Source organism: Thermosynechococcus sp. QKsg1 (genome assembly GCF_031586415.1).
In the GTDB taxonomy this organism is placed as follows: Bacteria; Cyanobacteriota; Cyanobacteriia; order Thermosynechococcales; family Thermosynechococcaceae; genus Thermosynechococcus.
This window is the reverse complement of sequence record NZ_CP134200.1, coordinates 55824-77578: the sequence shown is the minus strand read 5'-3', so window position 1 is coordinate 77578 and position 21755 is coordinate 55824. Positions and strand designations below refer to the sequence as shown.

18 protein-coding genes and 3 tRNA genes are annotated in these 21755 nt (G+C 55.2%); 17 read left to right on the top strand and 4 right to left on the bottom strand.

Going from position 1 to position 21755, the window contains the following annotated elements; all coding sequences use genetic code 11:
• Positions 1 to 17 precede the first annotated feature (17 nt).
• Positions 18 to 89 (top strand) — tRNA-Cys (locus tag RHP47_RS00375).
• A 15-nt stretch (positions 90 to 104) separates the two neighbouring features.
• Here RHP47_RS00375 and RHP47_RS00370 read toward each other — a convergent pair.
• Positions 105 to 1121: an alpha/beta fold hydrolase gene (locus RHP47_RS00370; protein WP_310840752.1), complete on the bottom strand. Its 1017-nt coding sequence runs from the start codon at positions 1119 to 1121 to the stop codon at positions 105 to 107.
• A 73-nt stretch (positions 1122 to 1194) separates the two neighbouring features.
• On the opposite strand from RHP47_RS00370, the gene RHP47_RS00365 reads away from it, so the two are divergent.
• The 10 genes from RHP47_RS00365 to RHP47_RS00320 all read left to right on the top strand — a co-directional run bounded on the left by RHP47_RS00365 (position 1195) and on the right by RHP47_RS00320 (position 17507).
• The gene (locus RHP47_RS00365; protein ID WP_149817119.1) at positions 1195 to 2046 is read left to right on the top strand and encodes a hypothetical protein; all 852 of its coding nucleotides are present in this window, start codon (positions 1195 to 1197) and stop codon (positions 2044 to 2046) included.
• Between the two features lie 14 nt (positions 2047 to 2060).
• Positions 2061 to 2603 (top strand): hypothetical protein, encoded by a 543-nt coding sequence (locus RHP47_RS00360; protein ID WP_310840751.1) that lies wholly within the window; start codon positions 2061 to 2063, stop codon positions 2601 to 2603.
• Positions 2604 to 2651: 48 nt separating this feature from the next.
• The gene (aroA, locus tag RHP47_RS00355) at positions 2652 to 3974 is read left to right on the top strand and encodes a 3-phosphoshikimate 1-carboxyvinyltransferase (protein ID WP_149817115.1); all 1323 of its coding nucleotides are present in this window, start codon (positions 2652 to 2654) and stop codon (positions 3972 to 3974) included.
• A gap of 321 nt (positions 3975 to 4295) precedes the next feature.
• Entirely contained in the window at positions 4296 to 4931 is a 636-nt protein-coding gene (locus tag RHP47_RS00350; protein ID WP_149817113.1) for a MerR family transcriptional regulator, read from the top strand.
• 57 nt (positions 4932 to 4988) lie between these two features.
• Complete coding sequence (locus RHP47_RS00345) at positions 4989 to 6179, top strand: response regulator (RefSeq protein ID WP_149817111.1); 1191 nt, start codon at positions 4989 to 4991, stop codon at positions 6177 to 6179.
• Positions 6180 to 6259: 80 nt separating this feature from the next.
• The gene (locus tag RHP47_RS00340) at positions 6260 to 6625 is read left to right on the top strand and encodes a response regulator transcription factor (protein WP_149817109.1); all 366 of its coding nucleotides are present in this window, start codon (positions 6260 to 6262) and stop codon (positions 6623 to 6625) included.
• Positions 6626 to 6629: 4 nt separating this feature from the next.
• Positions 6630 to 7160, top strand: coding sequence for a CheW domain-containing protein (locus RHP47_RS00335; protein ID WP_310840750.1), 531 nt, complete (start codon positions 6630 to 6632; stop codon positions 7158 to 7160).
• Positions 7161 to 7359: 199 nt separating this feature from the next.
• Positions 7360 to 10530: a methyl-accepting chemotaxis protein gene (locus tag RHP47_RS00330; protein WP_310840749.1), complete on the top strand. Its 3171-nt coding sequence runs from the start codon at positions 7360 to 7362 to the stop codon at positions 10528 to 10530.
• Between the two features lie 18 nt (positions 10531 to 10548).
• Entirely contained in the window at positions 10549 to 14841 is a 4293-nt protein-coding gene (locus tag RHP47_RS00325) for a response regulator (RefSeq protein ID WP_310840748.1), read from the top strand.
• Positions 14838 to 17507 (top strand): DEAD/DEAH box helicase, encoded by a 2670-nt coding sequence (locus RHP47_RS00320; RefSeq protein ID WP_310840747.1) that lies wholly within the window; start codon positions 14838 to 14840, stop codon positions 17505 to 17507. The genes RHP47_RS00325 and RHP47_RS00320 overlap by 4 nt, the downstream gene beginning before the upstream one ends.
• Positions 17508 to 17526: 19 nt before the next feature.
• Here RHP47_RS00320 and RHP47_RS00315 read toward each other — a convergent pair.
• Positions 17527 to 17599: transfer RNA gene (locus RHP47_RS00315), tRNA-Met, on the bottom strand.
• Between the two features lie 119 nt (positions 17600 to 17718).
• Here RHP47_RS00315 and RHP47_RS00310 point away from each other — a divergent pair.
• Genes RHP47_RS00310 through RHP47_RS00295 form a run of 4 tightly spaced genes read left to right on the top strand, consistent with a single transcriptional unit; the run spans position 17719 to position 20108 of the window.
• A complete protein-coding gene (locus RHP47_RS00310) occupies positions 17719 to 18093 on the top strand; it encodes a DUF4346 domain-containing protein (RefSeq protein ID WP_149817099.1) in 375 nt (124 codons plus the stop codon).
• A gap of 37 nt (positions 18094 to 18130) precedes the next feature.
• Positions 18131 to 18583, top strand: coding sequence for a diheme cytochrome c (locus RHP47_RS00305; protein ID WP_226971977.1), 453 nt, complete (start codon positions 18131 to 18133; stop codon positions 18581 to 18583).
• Positions 18584 to 18616: 33 nt separating this feature from the next.
• Positions 18617 to 19405 (top strand): TIGR03943 family putative permease subunit, encoded by a 789-nt coding sequence (locus RHP47_RS00300; RefSeq protein WP_149817094.1) that lies wholly within the window; start codon positions 18617 to 18619, stop codon positions 19403 to 19405.
• A 4-nt stretch (positions 19406 to 19409) separates the two neighbouring features.
• The gene (locus tag RHP47_RS00295) at positions 19410 to 20108 is read left to right on the top strand and encodes an OB-fold-containig protein (protein WP_149817092.1); all 699 of its coding nucleotides are present in this window, start codon (positions 19410 to 19412) and stop codon (positions 20106 to 20108) included.
• 11 nt (positions 20109 to 20119) lie between these two features.
• On the opposite strand, the gene RHP47_RS00290 is transcribed toward RHP47_RS00295, so the two are convergent.
• A tRNA-Val gene (locus RHP47_RS00290) sits at positions 20120 to 20192 on the bottom strand.
• A 203-nt stretch (positions 20193 to 20395) separates the two neighbouring features.
• On the opposite strand from RHP47_RS00290, the gene RHP47_RS00285 reads away from it, so the two are divergent.
• Together RHP47_RS00285 and RHP47_RS00280 are read left to right on the top strand one after the other, a co-directional pair.
• Positions 20396 to 20944, top strand: coding sequence for a thioredoxin family protein (locus RHP47_RS00285; protein WP_149817090.1), 549 nt, complete (start codon positions 20396 to 20398; stop codon positions 20942 to 20944).
• A gap of 3 nt (positions 20945 to 20947) precedes the next feature.
• Positions 20948 to 21274, top strand: coding sequence for a hypothetical protein (locus RHP47_RS00280; protein ID WP_206200573.1), 327 nt, complete (start codon positions 20948 to 20950; stop codon positions 21272 to 21274).
• Here the strand turns inward: RHP47_RS00280 and RHP47_RS00275 are convergent.
• Complete coding sequence (locus RHP47_RS00275) at positions 21255 to 21755, bottom strand: GNAT family N-acetyltransferase (protein ID WP_310840745.1); 501 nt, start codon at positions 21753 to 21755, stop codon at positions 21255 to 21257. The genes RHP47_RS00280 and RHP47_RS00275 overlap by 20 nt on opposite strands.

Here is a 21755-nt window from a genome sequence, read left to right as displayed (position 1 = left end):
GAGAAATCGCCAAATAGGGCGGCATAGCCAAGTGGTAAGGCAGAGGTCTGCAAAACCTTTATCCCCCGGTTCGAATCCGGGTGCCGCCTTTATACTTTCGTGGGTTATCTAGGTTGCTGCCCTAGCCAGTCCAAGAGCCGATGAATCCCCCAGCAGTAGTCGGGATCGCCCCAGAGGCGTTGACACTTGCGATCGCTGGTAAAGCCCACGTGACCCCCTTGCTCTGTCATCAGCAGGGTGAGGGCAGGGTTCGCCTCGGCAATGGCTAGGAGTTCTGGCACCAGACAGGGATCAAATAGGGGATCATCGGCGGCATAGAGAATCCATACGGGTATTGTCAGTTGCGGCAACAGTGGCAAGGGACTACTGGCAGCGTAATACTCGGCCACACTGCCAAAGCCAAGGCGGTCAATGACGAGGGCGGCATCAAAACCGGCAATGGTGTCAATCTGGGCAACGGTGTTGAGATCAAACATCTGAGGATGAAGGCGATGGAGGTAGTAAGCCAAGTGTCGGAGTTGACGGCTGATGGCGCGTTCAAATTGCCGTCCCCAAAAGGTTGTGCCAAGGTGGGCGAGGGAACGGTTGGAGTCAAGGTTGGGGCAAATCACAGCCGCCCCCCCAATGTCTTTTGTCCATTGCTGTTGGGCATACCACGCCCCCCAAAGGGCTAACTGACCCCCCAAGGAATAGCCAACAAACCAGTAGGGAGGGGTATAGCCCAGTTCTTGACACTGTTGGGCGATCGCCACAAAGTCTTGGCCTTCGTAAAGCCCATCACTGGTCAACGCCGGAGAAAGTTCAGCACTGCGGCCATGGGCACGCCAGTCGAAAAGCACCACATCAAAGCGGCGGGCGATCGCCCAATGGGCAAGGGTATGCAAGTACCATTGATTCTTGAGATCACCCGTAATGCCGTAGGTGGCAATGATGGTTCCGCGTGCTTGGCCAACCCGATACCCCTCACCGTACAGGGGCACGCCCTCCGCCCCATGGAAAACATGGCTGGTTTGCGGTTGCCAAGGGTAGAGGCACCCCCAGCGTTGGACATAGGCAGTAAAGACCGTGTGGATCACGCCAGAGTGCAGCGGCAGTGGTGGCCAATAGGATAGGGATTGCATAGAATTTAGTCATCCATCGTAAACAAAATAGGCAAGGTTGGGCGTTTTTGGTGATCATTGTGAGGCATGGGTGATGACACGGAGCGATGATCCGCAGAGGACAGACCCCTATACCATGGAAACCTGTCTGACAGATGTCCAAGCCAATCGCTTGCTGGATGAAGTCTTTGCCGCTGTGGAGGCCGACCTCAATGAGCCAGAATCCCTAGCAGCGGTCTTAGAACCGGAACCTTCCCTCCTTGTCCCTTTTGAAGCAACGACACCTCCTCCCCCTCCACCGCCGGCGGAACCTTCTCGCTGGCTGCACCGATCTCAACCGCAGCAGGCCTTTTCTTGGGGCGATCGCTTTTTGATGGGGGTTGGCATTGCCTCCTTTGTCCTAGGAGTTGGCCTTTGGATCAGTCTGAATCGCCAACCGGTCGCAGTTGCCCCTGAGGGTGCGGTGACCACAACCACCAGCCCTGCCGATATGGCCTTCGCTGAGTATCTGCAAACCTCCCTTCAACTCCTCAGTCAACAGGCCGCCACCCCAACCCCTTCGCCGCCGGCGATCGCCAGCAATTCGGTTCCCACCCCCTCAACCCCCACCCCGACGGTTGAACGCATTTACGTTCCCGTCTACCAAGCCCCCAGCGCGCCAACGGTGACCCTGCCCAATTTACCTACAGTCACAGCCCCTAGCCCTGCCCCCACACCCACCCCGCCATCCCCTGCACCCGCACCGCCGCAGCATACCTTGGTGGGCATCTTAGAACTGGGCGATCGCTCAGTGGCTCTTTTTCAAAGCAATGGCCAAACACTGCGCTTGAGTGTGGGCGATACAATTGGCAACGACGGCTGGCAACTGGTACAGATTCAAAATCAGCGGGCGGTGCTACGGCGTCAAGGGGAAGTGCGCTCCCTCACCGTTGGCCAAAGTTTTTAAAAAAAGGGGCACTCATGAGCTTTTTCCGCGACTTGAATGCATTCCTAGAGCAAAAACTCGAGGACTTTATTCGTGCCAATCCGCAGCTTGAACTCAATCTACTGCTCCTTGAGCTAGAGGATCAAGAACGGGAAACCCAAGAGCGATTACTGCGGTTGCAACAGGAAGTCAATACCTGCGAACAGCAAATTTTAGGCCTTGTTTCCGAGATTCGCCGCTGGCGCGATCGCATCCAAACGGCGATGACAGCTCAACGCCCCGACCTTGTGGAATTGGCCCGACAACGGGAGGCAGAATTGCGCCAACGGGGGGAACAATTGTGGACGCAACGCCTCGACGCCCTCAATCAAATTTCCGTGACACAGCAGCTACTGCAAAAGATTCGCGATCGCCGGCGAGAAATCATGAACCGTGTGCCTAGTGCCAGTGCGCCGCCCCCACCGCCCCCACCGCCACCACGCATGACCAGTGACCTGAATGACCCAATTGAAGCTGAGTTTCGCCGCTTGGAACTGCAAACTGCCCTTGAGGAACTGAAGCGCTCAATGGAGCTATAGCGCAACAGACGTGGGACAATCGAGAACGCGGTTTTATCCAAATGTCCCATGGCGGTGATTCAGATTACATCCGACGACACTTGGCAAATTCAGGCCGATGGCCATCCCCTGCAGGGCACCCTCCAGGTACCGGGAGATAAATCCATTTCCCACCGTGCCCTGATGTTGGGGGCAATGGCAGAGGGCACTACCCATATTGAAGGCCTGCTCGTGGGTGAAGATACCTGTAGTACCGCCGCCTGTTTTCGTGCCCTTGGTGCCGAGATTTCAGATCTCAATGCCACAGCAGTCACGGTTCAAGGCTTGGGAATTGGCCATCTCCAAGAACCCGTGGATGTCCTGAATGCCGGCAATTCTGGTACAACGATGCGGTTGTTGTTGGGGGTATTGGCAGCGCAAACAGGTCGCTTTTTTACGATGACTGGGGATGCCTCATTGCGATCGCGCCCCATGGCACGGGTCGTCACACCCTTGATGCAGATGGGTGCCCAGATTTGGGGGCGTCAACACCACAGCCGTGCCCCCTTGGCCGTTTTGGGGCAGCCCTTAGAGCCAATCACCTACTCCAGTCCCATTGCCTCCGCTCAGGTGAAATCAGCGCTATTGCTCGCCGCCCTCCACACCGAAGGCACCACCATTATTCGCGAACCCCACCGCTCACGAGATCACAGTGAACGTATGCTTCAGGCCTTTGGTGCCTGTTTGAGCGTGGATGAGGCCACCTGTACGGTGAGTCTTGAAGGACCTGCGGTCTTAAAGGGTCAGAAGGTGATTGTGCCCGGCGACATCAGTTCAGCCGCCTTTTGGTTGGTGGCAGCCTCCATTACCCCTGATTCAGAATTAGTGCTGACCAATGTGGGAGTTAACCCCACCCGCACCGGCATTCTCGATGTGCTTTGGGCAATGGGGGCCGAGATTACCCTTGAAAATGAGCGGCTCGTCACAGGCGAACCAGTGGCAGATCTGCGGGTGCGATCGGCGAGGCTGCAGGGAACCCGTATTGGCGGTGAATTGATTCCTCGCTTGATTGATGAGATTCCGATTTTGGCTGTGGCTGCTGCCTTTGCTGAAGGGATCACCGAAATTCGCGATGCAGCAGAACTACGGGTGAAGGAGAGCGATCGCCTCAAGGCCGTGGCCACAGAATTGCAAAAAATGGGCGCTAAGGTCACTGAACTCAGTGATGGCCTCGATATTCAGGGGGGCGTACCCCTGCAAGGCACCCATGTGGAAACCTACGGCGATCATCGCATGGCCATGAGTCTGGCGATCGCTGCCCTCAATGCCACAGGAACCAGCCACATTCACAACGCCAGTGCGGCAGCCGTCTCCTATCCTGAATTTGTAACAATTCTGCAACAAATTGCTTGACAACACAAAAATCCCAGTAATTTTTGGGACAACTTCACTCAACACCAAACGCTGTATGCTAGCATCAAATAAATTGTTTTGGTGTCACAATGCAGCTTCGCGTTGCGTTGAATTCTCTGTAGCCTTGTAATATTCAGGTGTTTACTTTCCTTGATAATTGTAAGACTACATGAGACCCAAAATGATACAGAACCAAAAAAATACGATAATATAGTTTCACTCCTGCTCTAGGGGCGCCCTTGCGCTCTATCTGGGACAGGGAAATTCCTCTCTAACTGACTTCTTTGTTTTTTCGTTCAAAAAAGGCTGTGTTTGTTCATCATGGCAACAATTCAAGATTTCATCCACGTTCAGGATCAATGGTCATTAGATGAGTTGGTGGAAATCGCCAACGAACTCTTACCCCAGCACCTCCCCCAGGAGGATTCCAAAAACCGTGTTTTGGAAGAGGTCAACCCGCGTCTGGTGCGCCATTACACCTCCTGCAAATTGATTGACCGTCCCGCTCGCATTGGCCGCGAAGGGCGCTACGGCTATCGCCACCTGGTGCAATTGCTGGTGGTGCGGCGGCTGTTGATGGAGGGCTATACCGCAGGTGCCATTTACAAGCTGGTGTATCGCATGAGCACCCCAGAACTGCGGGCACTCCTTGAGCAAGGGGTTCATCTGCAATTGAATCCACCCCCGATCAACCCAGCTTTGGCCTTTTTGCAACAGGTACAAGACCGCTCCGAGCATCGCTATGGGGAACCCATGCGCGTCAGTCCCAGTGTCAGCCGCCGCGAGGTACCGCCCCCGAGCCATTCACCGCAACCAGAATCTTGGAAGCGCATTGAGGTGGTGCCGGGCTTTGAGGTTCATATTCGCGATGACTTTAACTTTCCCCAGATCAATCGCGATCAGGAAGCCCTTGTGAAGCAACTGGTGCAATTGCTCTCTAGCTATACCCAGCGCTAACTGAGACTGACTATCCGGTGTCGCGGTCAGCCCGCTGGCGATCGCTATAATAGCGCCATGGAAGGATGCCTCAACGATACGGATATTTACACGCTGTGCCAAACCCTTGCCCTTGGCCAGCGCACCGGGGAACTCTACCTCGAAGATGATGCCGGTCAGACGTGGCTTCTCTTTTTGACTCATGGCCACTTAGTGTATATTGCCGATCGCCACAGCCACAGTTTAGAGCGGTTGCAGGATCTGCTCTATGGGCAGGGCATTCCTTGGCCGAGTCCCGATAGCTTCATCGAAAGCAAAGCTGGTGCCAGTTGGGTGGAATACGAATGCCTGTGGTGGCTCCTCGATCACTGCAAGCTCAATCAAATCCATAGCGTGTGGCGGGCGCTGCTGCGGGAAAGTCTCTTTGACGTTGTTAGCCTCAATCGCGCTTGGTTCAAGTTTTATAGTGCGAGTCCCCTCACCCCCCAATGGCACAATCTCTCCCTGACAATGCTGCTCAATGACAGCCTGAGTCATCTGCGGGAATGGAAAAAACTGCATCCAGAGTTGCGTTCCCTTGATCAATCCCTCGAACTGACGGATATTAAACCCACAGGCAACGATCCAGCGGATCAGTGGTTTCGCCAACTGGAACCCTTCGTGCGCGAGCGGATCACCTTGCGCCGTCTGAGTCGGCAACTGGGACGAGATGGCGTGACGGTGGGCAAACTCCTGCTGCCCTATCTCCATCAAGGGTACTTACAAGTCAGTTCTTGGGGAACCAATGGCCACACCCGTACCTTTCCCCCCCTCTCTTGGCGGCGATCGCCCCGGGTCGTGTGTGTGGATGATGCCGCCACCGTCCGTCAAGTGGTTGAATCCACCCTACAAGCCGCAGGGTATGAAGCGACGGCGATCGCCCACCCCTTAACGGCCTTGAGTCTCATTTTCCAACTCAACCCCGACCTGATTTTCCTCGATATTGCCATGCCCGAATTGGATGGCTACGAATTTTGCACCCTTCTGCGACACACCCCTCGCTTCCGTTATACGCCGATTATTATGCTGACTAGCCTCGTGGGTTGGAGCGATCGCCTGCGCGCCAAAGTGGCCGGTGCCACTGATTACCTCAGCAAGCCCTTTTCAACTCAAGAATTGTTAACAATTACGCACCATTACATTGGTGCAGCCCCACCTGTGACCTCCTTAACAGACGAGTCCTTTGGCGACGTGCTAGAACCAAAATCAGGCCTTGAGACGCCCCGTTAGCAGGTTAGCTATCATCAACCTGTCAACCTCTTAGGCTTTTAGAATATAAAGTAAACCCTTAATTCTACGTGTAACCCCCTATGAGTAAAGTCTTAGTTGTCGAAGATAGTCCACCCCAGCGGGAAATGATCAGCGAATTGCTGGCGAAAACAGGCTTTGAAGTAACCGTTGCCACCGATGGTGTCGAGGCAATGGAGCAATTGCAGCAGAGCACGCCCGATGTGGTTGTCCTCGACATTGTCATGCCCCGCATGAATGGGTATGAAGTCTGTCGCCAAATTAAGTCCGACCCCCGCACCCAATCCATTCCCGTGGTGATCTGTAGCTCCAAAGGTGAGGAGTTTGATCGCTATTGGGGCATGAAACAGGGGGCTGATGCGTACATTACGAAGCCCTTTGACCCCAAAGAACTGGTTGGCACCATCAAGCAACTCTTGCGAGGCTAAAAAAATGTTTAGTAGCTCAGACTTACTCGCAACCAATGCCCCCATCGAAAGTGGCAATATCGATGACCTCAGAACCCCAGAGGGGGATTTGCATATCCTCTTTACCATCCCTAGCGGTGATACCCTAGCCCTACCGGCTATTGGGGTACGCGAAGTTGTGGCCGTGACTCCCGATCGCATTACGCCAGTGCCCAATACCTCCAATCTGCTACTGGGGATTTTGAACTTGCGGGGGCAGGTGATTTGGGTCGCGGATACCGGTAAGTTTCTTGGCGATGACACCCCCTTGAATACCGATCGCTCTGAGCTATCGATTATTGCCATTGAAGATGATGAGTTAATGGTAGGGCTAGCAGTTCATCAAGTCCGAGGCATGGAGTGGCTCAACAATGACACCATTAAGCGCGCGACCCATGTCAGCGATCAGATGGCTCCCTTTGTCCGTGGCGAATGGGTTTTTGATGCCGAGCAACAGGACATTGTTAAGCTTTTGGATCCCCTCGCCATTTTACGCAGTGCTCGTTGGGGACTCTAAACTAGAAAAAGTAGAATCTCAATGGACACTCGTGCTCAAGTGTCACCATGGAACTCATCAACACCAGTCACTTTAGGAAAATTAACACCCCCGTGCTATCTTTCCCAAGGATTGGCGCATACTTTGTAATTAAAGCTTCCTTGATGTAGTCCTTAAGAATTCTTTGCCCCTTGTCATCATCCATTCTGGGAGTAAGCCCATGGCATCCAGCAGCACCCAACACACCCAAGAATATCAAAAAGCGGTTGCCGCTTATGTGCAAGGCAACTATGAAGAGGCGGCCAAAATCACTGACCAATTGGTGGGCACCCGACCGGGCGATCCCAACCTACGGCTGCTGCGGGGGCACATTTACTGCTGTCAACAACGCTACAGCGAGGCTCAAGAGCAGTACCATGCGGTTCTCAATGCCACAACGGATCCAGAATTGATCAATCTGGCCAACGAGAGCCTTGCCAAGATTAAAGATTTGATTCCCGCTGCTGAACCTGCCAAGAACGGGGGCGAAGAATACCATACCACCCTGCAAGGAGATCACACCCAACTTCAGGGGGACAATACCTTTTTGCAAACCACGCCACCCATTGTGGAACCCCAAGCCGCAAACCCTTCAGAGGAATTGAGTCTTGATCACTTTGATGACTTTGGTAGCGATTTAGGGACAAGTAACCCCTTTGACGATCTTGAGGTGGGCGGCATTGAGGAAGAATTTGGCGCCAGTTTAGAACAGGGTGCCTTTAATCCCTTCGACGAAGAGGCGGCGGTTCAGGATCCCTTTGCCTTTTCGGCCAACTCTTTGGAGGAGCCAGTCGCGGACATTCCAGAAATTCCCATTGGCGAATCCGTGCAGCTCTTAGGTACAGAGTCCATCAGTGATGATGATGTCACAATGCTCATGGGAAGTTCTCCTTTGACCCCGTCCGAACCCGCCAGCCCTGTTTTTGATGGTGAGACATCAGAAAGTACTGCGGCTCCGTTGCAAGAAATGATGTCCCCCTCCCTCGAAACATTTGATGATCCCTTTGCTGCTGAAGTAGCCGTATCTGAAGAGACTCTCTTTGGCGGGCTTACAAAATCGGGAGAAGCCAACGCTTCTGAAGAGAGCCTTTTTCCCGGTCTTGAGGAATCCCCAGCGGCAAATATGTCGGCAGAAAGTCTCTTTGGCGATATTGAGGAAGCCCCAGCAGCCAGCATTTCTGAAGAGAGCCTCTTGCCAAATCTGACGGAATCCGTTGAGACCAATGTTCCTGAAGTCTCTACCTCTGCCGCTGGTATCAGTGATTTGTTGACCAATGAGGCGGCAGATGCCATTGAATTGTTGCCGCAGCCCGAATTCGGTTCTTCTGATGCAGCCGAGGAGGAAGACGATCTCTTTGGTGACTTCTCAGCTTCCCCTGAGGCTTTTGAAGCCCCAGATATTGTGGCAGAACCCCTGTCTCCTGAGGCCTTTGACCCCGCTACTTTTGAGGATGAGCAGACGATCGCCATGTCTGAGTTTCCCGCAGGTGAAACCGTTAGGGAGCCAGAGGCACCAGCGATCGCGCAAGGGGAAGCGAGCTCTGGTGGTGCTGAACCCTTTGAATCCATTGCCGACTTTGACCTAGAGGATCTCTCCTTTGGCAATGCAGATCTCTCCGGTGCGGGATTTGATGATGAAATGACCATTGCCAATCCTCAAGTACATGGCATGGGGGCTGTTGGCTCAGATGCCACCGTGATGGCCGATGCCGGCACCGAGACCTTTGCAGTTTTACCGGATGAATTTGATCTCAGCCAGCAAAGTCTTGAGGACTTGGCCGATTTTAGCCTCAGCCTGAGCCAAAGCACCGCTAGCCGCGCTGAAACCCCACCCCCTCCAGCAAGTCAGGATCTGTCAGCCTTTACCGAGCAAGTACCCGTTGCAGCACCAGCGGCTACTGCGCCAACACCTTCCCGTAGTCCTCGTCCTGTGGCTAGAACAGTCCCAGCAACCTCAACGGCCACGAGTTCCTTTGGCCAGCAAAACATTACCTCAGCCGTAACCAGCGGTGTCCTTTCCGCCTTGGCTGCGGGTGCCGTTAGTTTAGGCTTTAGTGCCCCCGGCCCTGCGCCTTTAGTGAGTGGTACTGCTGCTGGTCTCACCGCCGGGGTGGCCGTCTATGCCATGGGGCAGCGCAGTGTCAGCCGCATCAAGCGCTTCTGTACAGATTTGCAGGCACAGTGTAATGCCGTGATTGCTGGTGATATGACGGCGCGGGTGCCGGTCACCAGTAACGATGAACTGGGACTCTTGGCACAAAGCTTTAACCAAATGACGGATACCATCCAGCAAATTACTGCTGATGCCCAGAAAAAAGCAGAGGAAAACGAACGGCAGCGGGATGATTTACAGCGCCAAGTGATCCGACTCCTCGATGATGTGGAGGGTGCCGCCCGCGGTGACCTGACCGTACAAGCGGAAGTGACAGCGGACGTGCTCGGCGCAGTGGCCGACTCCTTTAACCTGACAATTCACAACCTGCGGACGATTGTGCAACAGGTGAAAATTGCCGCCCAGCAGGTGAGTCGCGGTGCCGCAGAAAACGAAACCTTTGCCCGTAGTCTCTCAGCAGATGCTCTGCGGCAAGCGGAGGAGCTAGCGGTCACCCTGAACTCGGTGCAGATGATGACCAACGCCATTCAGCGGGTGGCCGAAAGTGCCCAAGAAGCTAATGAGGTGGCACGCAATGCTTCAGAAACAGCCCTCCGTGGTGGTGAGGCGGTGGAACGCACAGTGGCGGGTATTTTGCAGATTCGGGAAACGGTGGCCGAGACTACCCGCAAGGTGAAGCGCCTAGCGGAATCTTCCCAAGAGATTGCCAAGATTGTCGGTGTGATCTCGTCGATCGCCAACCGCACGAACCTGTTGGCCTTGAACGCCAGTATTGAGGCCGCACGAGCTGGGGAAGCAGGTCGGGGTTTTGCGGTGGTCGCCGATGAGGTGCGGCAACTAGCAGACCGCGCAGCCAAAGCCTCGAAAGAAATTGAGCAGATTGTGTTGCAAATTCAAAGTGAAACCGGCGCGGTGATGACCGCCATGGAAGAAGGGACACAGCAGGTGATTGAGGGGACGAAGCGGGCTGAACAGGCCAAGCACTCCCTTGAGGACATCATCCAAGTGTCGTCGCAAATTGATACCCTTGTGCGCTCGATTACCAACGCTACGGTCGAGCAAACAGAATCGGCGCGAGCCATGGCTCAGGTGATGCAATCTATTGAGTTGACAGCGCAGGCCACCTCTCAGGAGGCACAGCGGGTGTCTGACTCGTTGCAAGGTCTAGTGAGTGTGGCGCGCAACTTGCAGGCATCGGTGGAACGGTTCCGCGTTGAAAATACTGAAGATCAAGCCTAAGCAATCCGGGAGGGGGCTATGCAAAGCGATCAACAAAAGCGCATTCTTGGCTACTTCATTGAGGAGGCGCAGGAACACCTGACCACCATTGAAGACAGTTTGATGAATCTCCAGCAGGTGGTCAATGACCCCGAGGCGATGAGTGAAATGTTTCGGGCAGCCCACTCCGTCAAAGGGGGAGCGGCTATGCTCGGACTCCATAGCATTCAACACACCGCCCACAAGCTGGAGGACTACTTCAAAATTCTGCGGGAACACCCCGTAACGGTAGATGAAACCCTAGAGCAACTCTTTTTGCAAGCCTTTGATGCGCTGCGGGAACTCCTCGATGAATTGCAAGGCCCCTTTGGTTTGACGGAGGAGACAGCAACGGCAACGCTGAATCGGGTGGAGCCAGTCTTCAATCAACTGCAAGCCCACTTGAGCCACCTGACCCAAGGAGCAGAGGTGGCGCCCCCTGTAGCTGCGCCTTCTCCCCCTGTGGCCGAACCCGTTAAGCCGCCGGTACAACCCGTTGTTGATTCCAGCTACCGCTTAGTCTTTCAAACGGAGGTGCCCGATCGCCTGCGGGCAATGTTACAACTCTTTAAGCAGCCCGATTCGCCCCAAGTGCGGCAAGAATTGGCGGCGGCCTGTTCTAATTTGGGTCAATTGGGGGAAACCTTTGCGCTGCCCCAGTGGGTTGAATTGCTGGCGATCGCCCAACAGGCGGTGAGTAACACAGCTCAGCCCCTCACGGCCTTGGCACCCGTGGTGATTAAAGAGATTATGGCGGCTCGCGACTTGGTGCTCAATGGTCAAGGCAGTGCGATTCGTCCCAGTGACAGTTTAGTGGCGCTTCAGCCCCCTGTGATTGAGGAAGCGCCGGCTGTTGTTCCAGAAGCGCCAGAGCCTGCGGTCTTAGAATCAGCTCCCGTCACCCTTGAGGAACCACTGCAACCCCTTGAAATGGCCTCTGAGGTTGCTCCGCTAGAGGTGAGGGTGCCCGAAGAAGAGATTTCCGAGCCAATGGAGCCAATGAGCAGCGGTGGCGATGGTGTCACTGTTTTTGGCGAGGAGAGTGGGACTGATTTCCAAGAATTGAGTGACATCTTTAGTGATGCCACAGCGCTGCCGACGGACTGGCTGGAGGACACCCTTGAGGAGGATTTGGCCAGTTTAGGGCTGGGGGATGAAGCGGCCTTTGATGAGGAGATTTCCGACTTTTTGAACATGACCGCTGCTGAGGAGTTGCCTGAGGCAGAACCCAGCCTTGATGCCATCCTCGATGAAATTGAAGAACTCTCGGGTGAGCTGGTCTCTGCGGAGGTGGAGGAAGCATCCCTCGATGACCTCACGCCGCCAGCGATCGCCGAAAGTATGGCTGAGGCCCTTGAGGCGCCCTTGACACTTGACCGTCCTCTTGAGGAGAGTGCAGCCGCAGAACCCGTCGAACTTGGTCTGGATGCATTCCTTGAACAATTCACCGAGGAAGCCCCCTCAGAGGTGGCCGCTCTTGATGAGGCAGTTGCTTCCCTAGAAGACTTTTTGGGTGAGGTGGAAACCACTGAGGCTCCCGATCTGCTTCCCCTAGAAGAGGACTTTGAGATCCCTGCTCTCAGTGATGTTGCTGAGGATGTGGCTGAGTTCCTCGAAGAGGTGCCGGGTCTCAACGATGCCCTAGAAAACTTGGTCGTAGATAATGCGGCGGAAGAAGCCCTCGCGGAATTTATTGCCCCGCCAAGCCCTGATGATCCTTGGGCAGAAACGCCATCCGAGGCGCCGGCGATCGCTGAGCCAAGTATGCCTGAAGTCACAGCGGCAAATATTGCTGAACCCGAAGCACTAGTGGAGGAGATTGTACCCGCTCCTGAGACTGCTAGCATTGCCGAGCTAGAATCCCTCATGGAAGCCTCCTTAACCTCTCCTGAGGCTGCGACCGTTGCTGAATCTGAAGCCCTGGCCGAGGAATCTCTCGCCTCTCCTGAAGCTGCGGGCATGACGGAACCTGAAAGGTTGGTGGAGGACTCTATCCTCTCCCCTGAAGCAGCCAGCATGGCAGAACTGGAAGCACTGGTGAATGATGCCACTGTGCCTGCTAGCCCCGAAAGCGTCCTAGAGGAATTGGAGGGGTTGATTGAGCAAAGTGCAACGAGTACAACTCCAGCCGAGGCTGCCACATTCAATGAATTGGATCAGCTTTTAGAGACGGCGGCACCACCTACAGCGGCCTTTGAGGATCTCGAGCAACTCTTGGGGCAACCCACCCCAGCCCCTGCCACCGCTGATGATAGTTTTGCCGATTTAGAGAAATTAATTCCCCAACCCGCAGGGAGTAGTGCGAAGGCGGCCACCCCTCGCCGAGCCGGGGCAGGGCCAAAAGGTGGCTCCTTGGTGGAGCAAACCATGCGGGTACCTGTACGCCACCTCGATACCTTGAGTAACCTCGTTGGGGAGTTGGTGGTCAACCGCAATAGCCTCGAAGACACCCAAGAACGCCTGCGGCAGTTTCTTGATAACTTGCTCTACCAAGTCCAACAACTGGGGGATGTCAGCCAACAAATGCAAGACCTCTACGAGCGATCGCTCCTTGAGAGTTCACTGTTGGGCGTCACGACAGCACGGGCAGCCAATGGCCAAGGGGAACGGGGAACCCACGCCACAGGGGTCGAGTTTGATGCCTTGGAAATGGATCGCTTTACCGGCTTCCACACCCTCTCGCAGGAGGTGATTGAGCGAATTGTGCGGGTGCGGGAGGCCGCCGATGACATCCAATATGTCGTTGATGAAGTGGAGCAGGTGGCACGGCAGTTTCGTCAAGTCACTACCCAAGTTCAAGAGGGGTTGAGCCGCTCCCGAATGGTGCCCTTCCGTGAAATGTCTGTCCGCTTGCCGGGTGCCGTGCGCCGCGTTGCCAGTACCATTGGCAAACAGGTGGAACTGAAGATTGAAGGGGAAGATACCCTCATTGACAAGGGCATCCTCGAAAAGCTCTTTGACCCGATGACCCACCTGATCAATAACGCCGTCTATCACGGTATTGAACCCCCCGAAGAGCGGCGGCGATTGGGCAAACCTGAAAAAGGCTTGATTCGCGTGCGGGCGTTCTATCAGGGAAGTCAAGCGATTATCTCCGTCAGTGACGATGGGGCGGGGATTGACCCAGAACGGGTAAAACGCAAGGCGATCGAGAAGGGTCTCCTGAAGGAGGCGGATGCCCCCAACCTATCGCGCCAAGAGGTCTATGCCTTCCTCTTCCAGTCGGGATTTAGCACCAAAGATCAAGCCGATGCCCTTGCCGGTCGCGGTGTGGGGATGGATGTGGTGCGCAAAAATCTGGAGGACATTCGCGGCACGATTAACATTGACTCTACGGTGGGCAAAGGCACCACCTTTACGATCCGCTTGCCGCTGACGCTGAGTATTACCAAAGCCCTCTGCTGCATTGATAACCACTGCCGCATTGCCTTCCCCATTGACGGTGTGGAGGATATGCTGGATATTCCCCAAGAGCGCATCCAAAATCTAGAAGATGGTCAGCGTGTCCTCTCGTGGCACGATCGCCTGCTGCCGGTGCGTAAACTTGGGGACTTGCTCAAGTACAGCCGCAATATTAGCCGCAGCAATGTCTATGGCGGGAGCAGTCAAGACGATGGCATGGTCTCAATTGTTGTGCTGCGCAGCGGCGATGATCTCGTGGCCATGGAGGTGGATCAGGTCATCGGCGAACAGGAAATCGTGATTAAGCAGTTGTCTGGACCGGTGCCGAAGCCGGTGGGGGTAGCGGGAGTCACAGTTCAAGGGGATGGTCGCGCGATGGCGATCGCCGACGTGCTGGAAATTATTGACCTGTCCCTAGGACGCATGGATCGCGACTGGCGTGGCTTTGGTCACACCATGGATGTTGCGGAACCCGAGGAAGCCTCCGAACCCTTGGTGCTGATTATCGACGACTCGATTACGGTGCGGGAGTTGCTCTCAATGACCTTTACGCGGGCAGGCTACCGCGTCGAGCAGGCACGGGATGGTCAAGATGCGTGGGAAAAACTGCGCTCGGGCTTGCCCTGTGACTTGGTCTTCTGTGACATTGAGATGCCACGCATGGATGGCTTGGAGTTGCTCTCCCGCATTCAAAAGGATCCCAAACTCAACCATCTGCCGATCGCCATGCTGACCTCACGGGGCGCCGATCGCCACCGCAAGATGGCCGCACAACTGGGGGCACGGGGCTACTTTACGAAGCCCTATCTCGAGGAGCAATTACTGGATGCGGCGGCACGGCTCCTCAGGGGTGAAGTTCTGGTGCAGCAGGAGCCGACACCTACCCCATGAGTGAGCGATCGCCGGCCCTAGCAGACTTCCTTGCCCAACTCCCCTTTGAACTGGATGCCTTTCAAGAAGCGGCGATCGCTGCCCTTGATGCCGGTCGCTCTGTGGTGGTCTGTGCTCCTACGGGGTCAGGTAAAACCCTCATTGGTGAGTATGCAATTCATCGCGCCCTGACGCGGCAGCAGCGGGTTTTTTACACCACCCCCCTCAAGGCACTCTCAAACCAGAAGTGGCGTGACTTTCAGCAGCAGTTTGGCGCGGAGCAGGTCGGCCTCTTGACCGGGGATGTCTCGATTAACCGCGATGCCCCGATTCTGGTGATGACGACGGAAATTTTCCGCAATATGCTCTACGGCACCCCCATTGGCGAAGTGGGTACCTCCCTTGCGGGGGTTGAAGTGGTGGTGCTCGATGAATGCCACTACATGAACGATCGCCAGCGGGGCACCGTTTGGGAAGAATCGATCATCTACTGCCCCAAGGAAATTCAACTGGTGGCCCTCTCCGCCACGATCGCCAACGGCGAGCAACTCACCGACTGGATTCAATCCGTCCATGGGGATGCTGAACTGATCTACTCCGACTGGCGACCGATACCGCTGCACTTTTACTTTTGCAATGGCAAGGGACTCTTCCCCCTCTTGGACGGCCAACGCAAACGCCTCAACCCGAAGCTCCACGGCCAGCCCGAACTGCGGCGACGCGGCGGCAAGCGGGACTTTTTGAACATCCGCTACGTGGTCAGCCAACTGCAACAGCGGGAGATGCTGCCGGCCATTTACTTTATCTTTAGCCGGCGCGGCTGTGACCAAGCGGTTCAAGAGGTCCTGGGCATGAATCTCCTCACCAAGGCAGAACAGCAAGCACTAGCGGCGCGGGTCGAGGCCTTTTTGGCACAACATCAGGACATTGTTGCCCCGGAAATGATTGCCCCCCTCTACCAAGGGATTGCCGCTCACCATGCCGGGGTGCTACCCGTGGTGAAAACCCTTGTGGAAACCCTCTTTCAAGAAGGCCTAATCAAACTCGTCTTTGCTACGGAAACGCTGGCCGCAGGGATCAATATGCCCGCGCGCACCACTGTGATTTCTACCCTCTCGAAGCGCACCGACAGCGGTCATCGCCTCCTGACGGCCTCTGAATTTTTGCAAATGGCAGGACGAGCCGGCCGCCGCGGCATGGATACCGTGGGTCATGTGGTCACCTTGCAAACCCCCTTTGAGGGCGCCCATGAAGCGGCATTTTTGGCCACCGCCGCCCCCGATCCCCTCATTAGCCAATTTACCCCCAGCTATGGCATGGTCTTGAACCTGCTCCAACGCCACACCCTCGAAGAAGCGCGGGAATTGGTGGAGTGCAGTTTTGGGCAGTATTTGGCCACATTGCAACTGACCCCGCAGCGGCAGGCGATCGCCCAACTGGAAACGGAATTGCAAACCGTGCAACAACGCCTCACAGGCATTGATCGGCAGCAACTAGCACAGTATCAGAAGCTGCGGGAACGGCTGCGGCAGGATCAACGCCTCGTGAAAATCCTCGAACAGCAGGCGGAGCAGGAACGTGCCCAAGAACTCCTCCCCTTTATGATGGCAGTGCCGCCGGGGACATGGCTCCATATCAAATCCCCCCTGCGGGATCATCCCCCCTTAGCCGCCATCCTCTGTCAGCTCGTTGCTGGTTCCGGGCAGTTGCCCCACTGGCTGTGTCTTGCGGCCGATGGTCGCTTTCGGGTCGTTGACATTGATGATATTTTGGCTGTCTATCCCGATCGCCCCCCCTGTAGCAATCTCCCCCCGCCCCCAGAGGCAATGAAACTGCGTCTAGGGGAAAGTTATCCCTGCAATGAGGCGAATCACTACCTCGGTACCCTCCCGGATCTGCCACCTGTCTTAGCCGCGCCAGAAGTGGCTGCCCAAGCCGCTAAAATCGCTGACCTTGAGGCCAAACTCACGCAACTCCAAGCCAGTCTGCCGCAAAATGTCCATTCGCTGCTGCGCTTAGTTCGTCGCGAAGAACGGCTACAAACGGAACTGCGCGATCGCCAGCACAAGCTCCAGCAACAGTCCCAACGCCACTGGGAGCAATTTCTTGCCCTCATTGCTGCCCTGCAGGACTTTGGTGGCCTCAACGACCTAACCCCCACCCCCCTTGGGGAAATGGCCGCTGCCCTGCGGGGCGAAAATGAACTGTGGTTGGCCCTAGCCTTAGCCTCTGGCGAATTCGATGACTTGCCCCCCCATCTCTTGGCGGCAGCGATCGCAGCTCTAGTGACTGAAACCCCCCGTTCCGACTGTTGGTGCAACTACCCCATTGCCAGTGAGGTGGAAGAACGCTTGGCCGCCCTCAGCCCCATTCGCCGTCGGCTGTTTCAGGTGCAGCGTCGCCATCACATCATCTTTCCCCTCTGGTACGAGTGGGATCTCATTGGCTTGGTAGAGCAGTGGGCCTTGGGCACGCCGTGGAATGAATTGTGCACTGAAACCAATCTCGATGCCGGCGATATTGTGCGATTGCTGCGGCGCACCCTCGATTTTCTTTCCCAGATTCCCCATGCGCCCCACACCAGTCCCCAACTACGCCAAAGCGCCCAGCAGGCACGCTACCTCCTCGATCGCTTCCCCGTGAATGACTTGCTAGAAGAAGTCGAGCTAGAGGCAGCAACCGTATAGTTTGAATCGTCATAGGGAGTGGCTCAGGCGGGATTTGAACCTGCGACCTTGGGCTTATGAGTCCCCTGCTCTAACCACTGAGCTACTGAGCCGAAATTTTTGCACAATTCTCATTATAACGCGAATGTCCCAAAACTCAAGGCTCCGCCCGCAGATTCCAGTCGAGTTCGCCGTACAATAAAGGGTGGATCCATTAGAGGAAAGATAGGCGTTGAGCAAAGCAGAACGCACGGCGCTTGACAACAAGCTATCGCAGCGATTTATTCATCTCGATCCGGCAGGGTATTTCATTATCTACATTGACCCTGCGCAAGAACTGATCTGGATGAAACACTATCCCAATGACATCAATGAGAAGGGCTTAGCGGTGGATCCCGATACGGGGGAACCCATTCCCACCAAAGGGAAAGTAACGCGGGAACCCGATCTAGTACTCAGCGGTCGAACAGCCAAGGAGTTGTGTATTGAACTCTTTGAAAAGGATCGCCAACTGGTGACGATGTTTGACCATGCGGCCTATCTCGGTCGTGAATTGATGCGGGCACAGTTTTGTTTGGATGAAGGGCTTGAGTATATCCAAGATTAGACAACACTGGCGCTGGGGGGTAGGGGCAGTTCTTTTGATGCTCTGTGCCCTAGTGGGTACAGCCTTAGCAGCGATCGCCACCCCAGACTTGAGCGGTACCGTCGATGTTTTGCCCTTGAATGCCCAGTTGGGAGCGCAAATCTATCTACGGCGCTGTGGCAGTTGTCATCTCGCAGTCCCCCCGGAAACATTGCCCACTCAGGCATGGCAGGTACTGATTCAAGATACCAATCACTACGGCGCAACCCTCGAACCCATTCCCCGTCCAGAGTTGGTTCCCCTGTGGAACTATTTGCGCACCTATTCTCGACCCCTGCCCAACGATGCCCAAATTCCCTTTCGCGTCGGGCGATCGCCCTTCTTTCGTATCCTCCATCCCCGTGTTGCGGTGCCGCAGCCCGTCACCCTCGATGGTTGTGCCCAGTGTCATCCCAAGGCCACCCTCTTTAACTTTCGTGAGCTAAGTCCGCAGTGGCAGGATTCCCCCTAGAATGTTTAGGGATGGCGAATTTTCCACCGCCCCATGTTTTCTAGCGCCTCCAATCGCTATTCTCCGCGTGTCCAACGCATGATGATGCGCCGTCGCTGGCTACAGCAAGAGTGGTGGACGGTTGTGGCACTCCTCCTCTGGGGAATGTTGTTTCTCCGATATTGGTTGCAGGGGCGACTGGGGTTACTGATTCACCCCAACTACTTTGGACTGGCGATCGCCGCTGGGTTTCTTTTAGTTACTGTGAGTGGTTGGCAAGGGTGGCGGTTGTGGCGGGGGCGAGTGACACCTGTGCAGCATGTTGCGCTCTTACCGGCTCGTTGGACGCTCAGTATTCTGATTGTTGCGGCAGTGGTGGGGTTGGTGATTACGCCTCGTCCTTTCAATAGTGCCACCGCCATTCATCGCGGTCTCGAGGATGGCTTGACAGTGACCCGCAATAGTCCAGTGGCCTTTCGCCTCAATCAACGGCCTGAGGAGCGCACGCTCATTGACTGGATTCGCACCCTTGATGTCTATCCCGAACCCGATGCCTATAGGGGGTTGCCCGCTCGCGTTGAGGGATTTGCGGTCCATAGTCCCCAACTGCCAGAGACTTATCTCACGCTCACCCGTTTTGTCATTACCTGTTGTGCAGCGGATGCCTATCCTGTGGGACTGCCCGTGAAATTGGGGCGATCGCGCCAAGCCTATCCCCAGGATCAGTGGTTTCGCGTTGAAGGTCGGATGACCACAGAAACCCTCAACGACCGCCGCCAATTGGTATTGGTTGCTGAGACGATAACGCCGATTCCTGAGCCTGAAAATCCCTTTATGTACTAAGGCAATGCTGTTTCACTTGATTCACACTCCCTACTGGATTGTCTTGGGCATGGGGGTCTTGCTCTTTTTGACGGTGATCCTTGGCGATGTGGGCGCTGAAGAGGTCGACCTAGAGGGAGATGCCGATCCCTTGGAAGTGGAGGTCGATCTAGAGGAGGGCATCTCATTTCTGACAATTTTGCATTGGTTGGGGGTGGGGAGAGCGCCCCTCATTCTCTTGCTCGCCTTAGACTTTAGCCTTTTGGGCGTGCTGGGCTGGTTTTTTAATGTTCTCTTTTACACCCTGAGTGGCAGTTGGCCGGGGGTGGTGTGGTCTGGGGTGATTGCGATCGCGGCACTGCTGTTGGCGCTAACAATTGGGGGGCTGTGTTCACGGCCTTTGGGGCAAATTTTTGCGCAGTTTAGTGAAGATACCAGTCGCGATCGCCTGCTGGGGTGCAGTGGCCACGTCAGTTCTGCCCATATTCCCCGCAGTGGTACTGGTATTGGCCAAGTGAGTGTTTTGGATGCCAATCGCAATCGGCTGATTCTGCCGGCAGTGCTCCCCCCTTGGGCAACGGTCACCCCCCAGCATGGTCAGGAGATTTTAATTATCGATCGCCAAGAGAATGAGTACATCGTCGTGGCCAAAGACAGCTTGGATGAAGCCACATGGTTACGCCAGCAGCGGCAATCTCAGATTAAAGATAGCGAAGAGTCTTAGGGAATCCTTGATGGGCGGTGAGGGACTCGAACCCCCGACAGCCTCGGTGTAAACGAGATACTCTACCAACTGAGTTAACCGCCCAAGTTCCAGAATATCTATCATAGCAAAGGTATAGCCCATTTATAAAATAACGGTACACAAAGCGGATAGGAGCTTGTGCTACAGAAGTTTGAACCTTTCAAGCCCGTTCAATCTCCATGAAAAGCGCTGTACGTCAACATGGGTCAACTCTTGCGAAGAAAATCCGCTAGGATCAACGTGTTGAGACGTGCAAGGAATGCCCTATGGGAGCAGCAACGGCAGCCAGTGGTCAACGGTTACGGAATTTTGTGATTGCTGTTGTCGCCATTCTCATTAGTCTTGCCCTATTGGCGGGTCTGCGCAGTAGCAATCAACCCCTCACCCTCGCCGAGCAAGCCCGCCAAGCCACCCCTTGGGAGGAGGCTCAAGTCAATGGCAAGCCGACACTTTTGGAGTTTTACGCCAACTGGTGTAGCACCTGTCGTTCGATGGCCAAGGATTTGGGGGAATTAAAGGCGCAATATCGCGATCGCCTGAACTTCGTCATGCTGAATGTGGACAACACTAAGTGGCTACCGGAAATTGAGCAATTTAATGTGGATGGCATTCCCCATTTTGTCTTTCTGAATCGGCAATTGGAACCCCAAGCAGTGGCGATTGGCCTCCAACCCAAGGAAGTGATGGCCAAAAATCTTGAAGCCCTCAGCAATAACCTCCCCTTGCCCTACGGTCAACTGACGGGTGAAATGTCCCAACTCACGAGTTCCCTCGCCCGCCAACGCAGTGATGATCCCCGCAGTCATGGGGGCTAGGTTGTGGAACCCCAAGATGAGGTGCGTCAGGTTTATGAAGAGACGCAAACACGGATGGCAGAGCTTTACCGTGAGTATGAGCAGATCAAAGCCACCCAAGCACGGTTAAAAGGACGTAATCAGGCTGCCCTAGATCAAGAGCGCGATCGCCTCGTCCAAGAGCTGCGGCAACTAGAGGCGGAGTTTGGCCTGACCCTCCTGTTCCATTTAGGGGAAGCAGCGCGGGAATGCTGGCAGGACATTCTGGCTCAAGAAAACTTTTGGCACTTTGTCCGCTTTGCTGGTTTGGGATTTGTCCTTGGCCTCCTCGTTAAGAGCCTGACGGGTTAGTCAACTGCCCAAGGTTTAAGGCCGTTTGCCAAAGTCCGGGCCGCGAATTGGAAATCGGCATGGCACCAACGGTCTTCGCATAAAAGTCCTCTGAGGAAACCCAGCCAATCACGGCATAGGCATAGCCCGCTGCCTGCATCTGAGCCAAGGTTAACTGCAACAGCAGGCGACCAATCCCCCGCCCGCGATGGGGTTCGGCCACAGCCATTGGCCCAAAGAGTCCTAGGGCGGCTGCATCATAGCAGGCAAAGCCTAGAAGTTCGCCATTTTCAACTGCAATCAGTCCGCGGGGCGGTCTCTGGCTCAAGGCAAGAGCCACTTCACTGCGCCAACCGGCACTAAAGCGATCGCCCACCCACTGGACAATCCAGTCTACTTCTGACCCCAAAGGCTGGCGGTAGTGAATTCCCTGCTGCTGATGCGCCATGACGGCGGGCCAATCCACCGCTAGCTCGTAGAGCTTGACCAGCATATCGGTCAT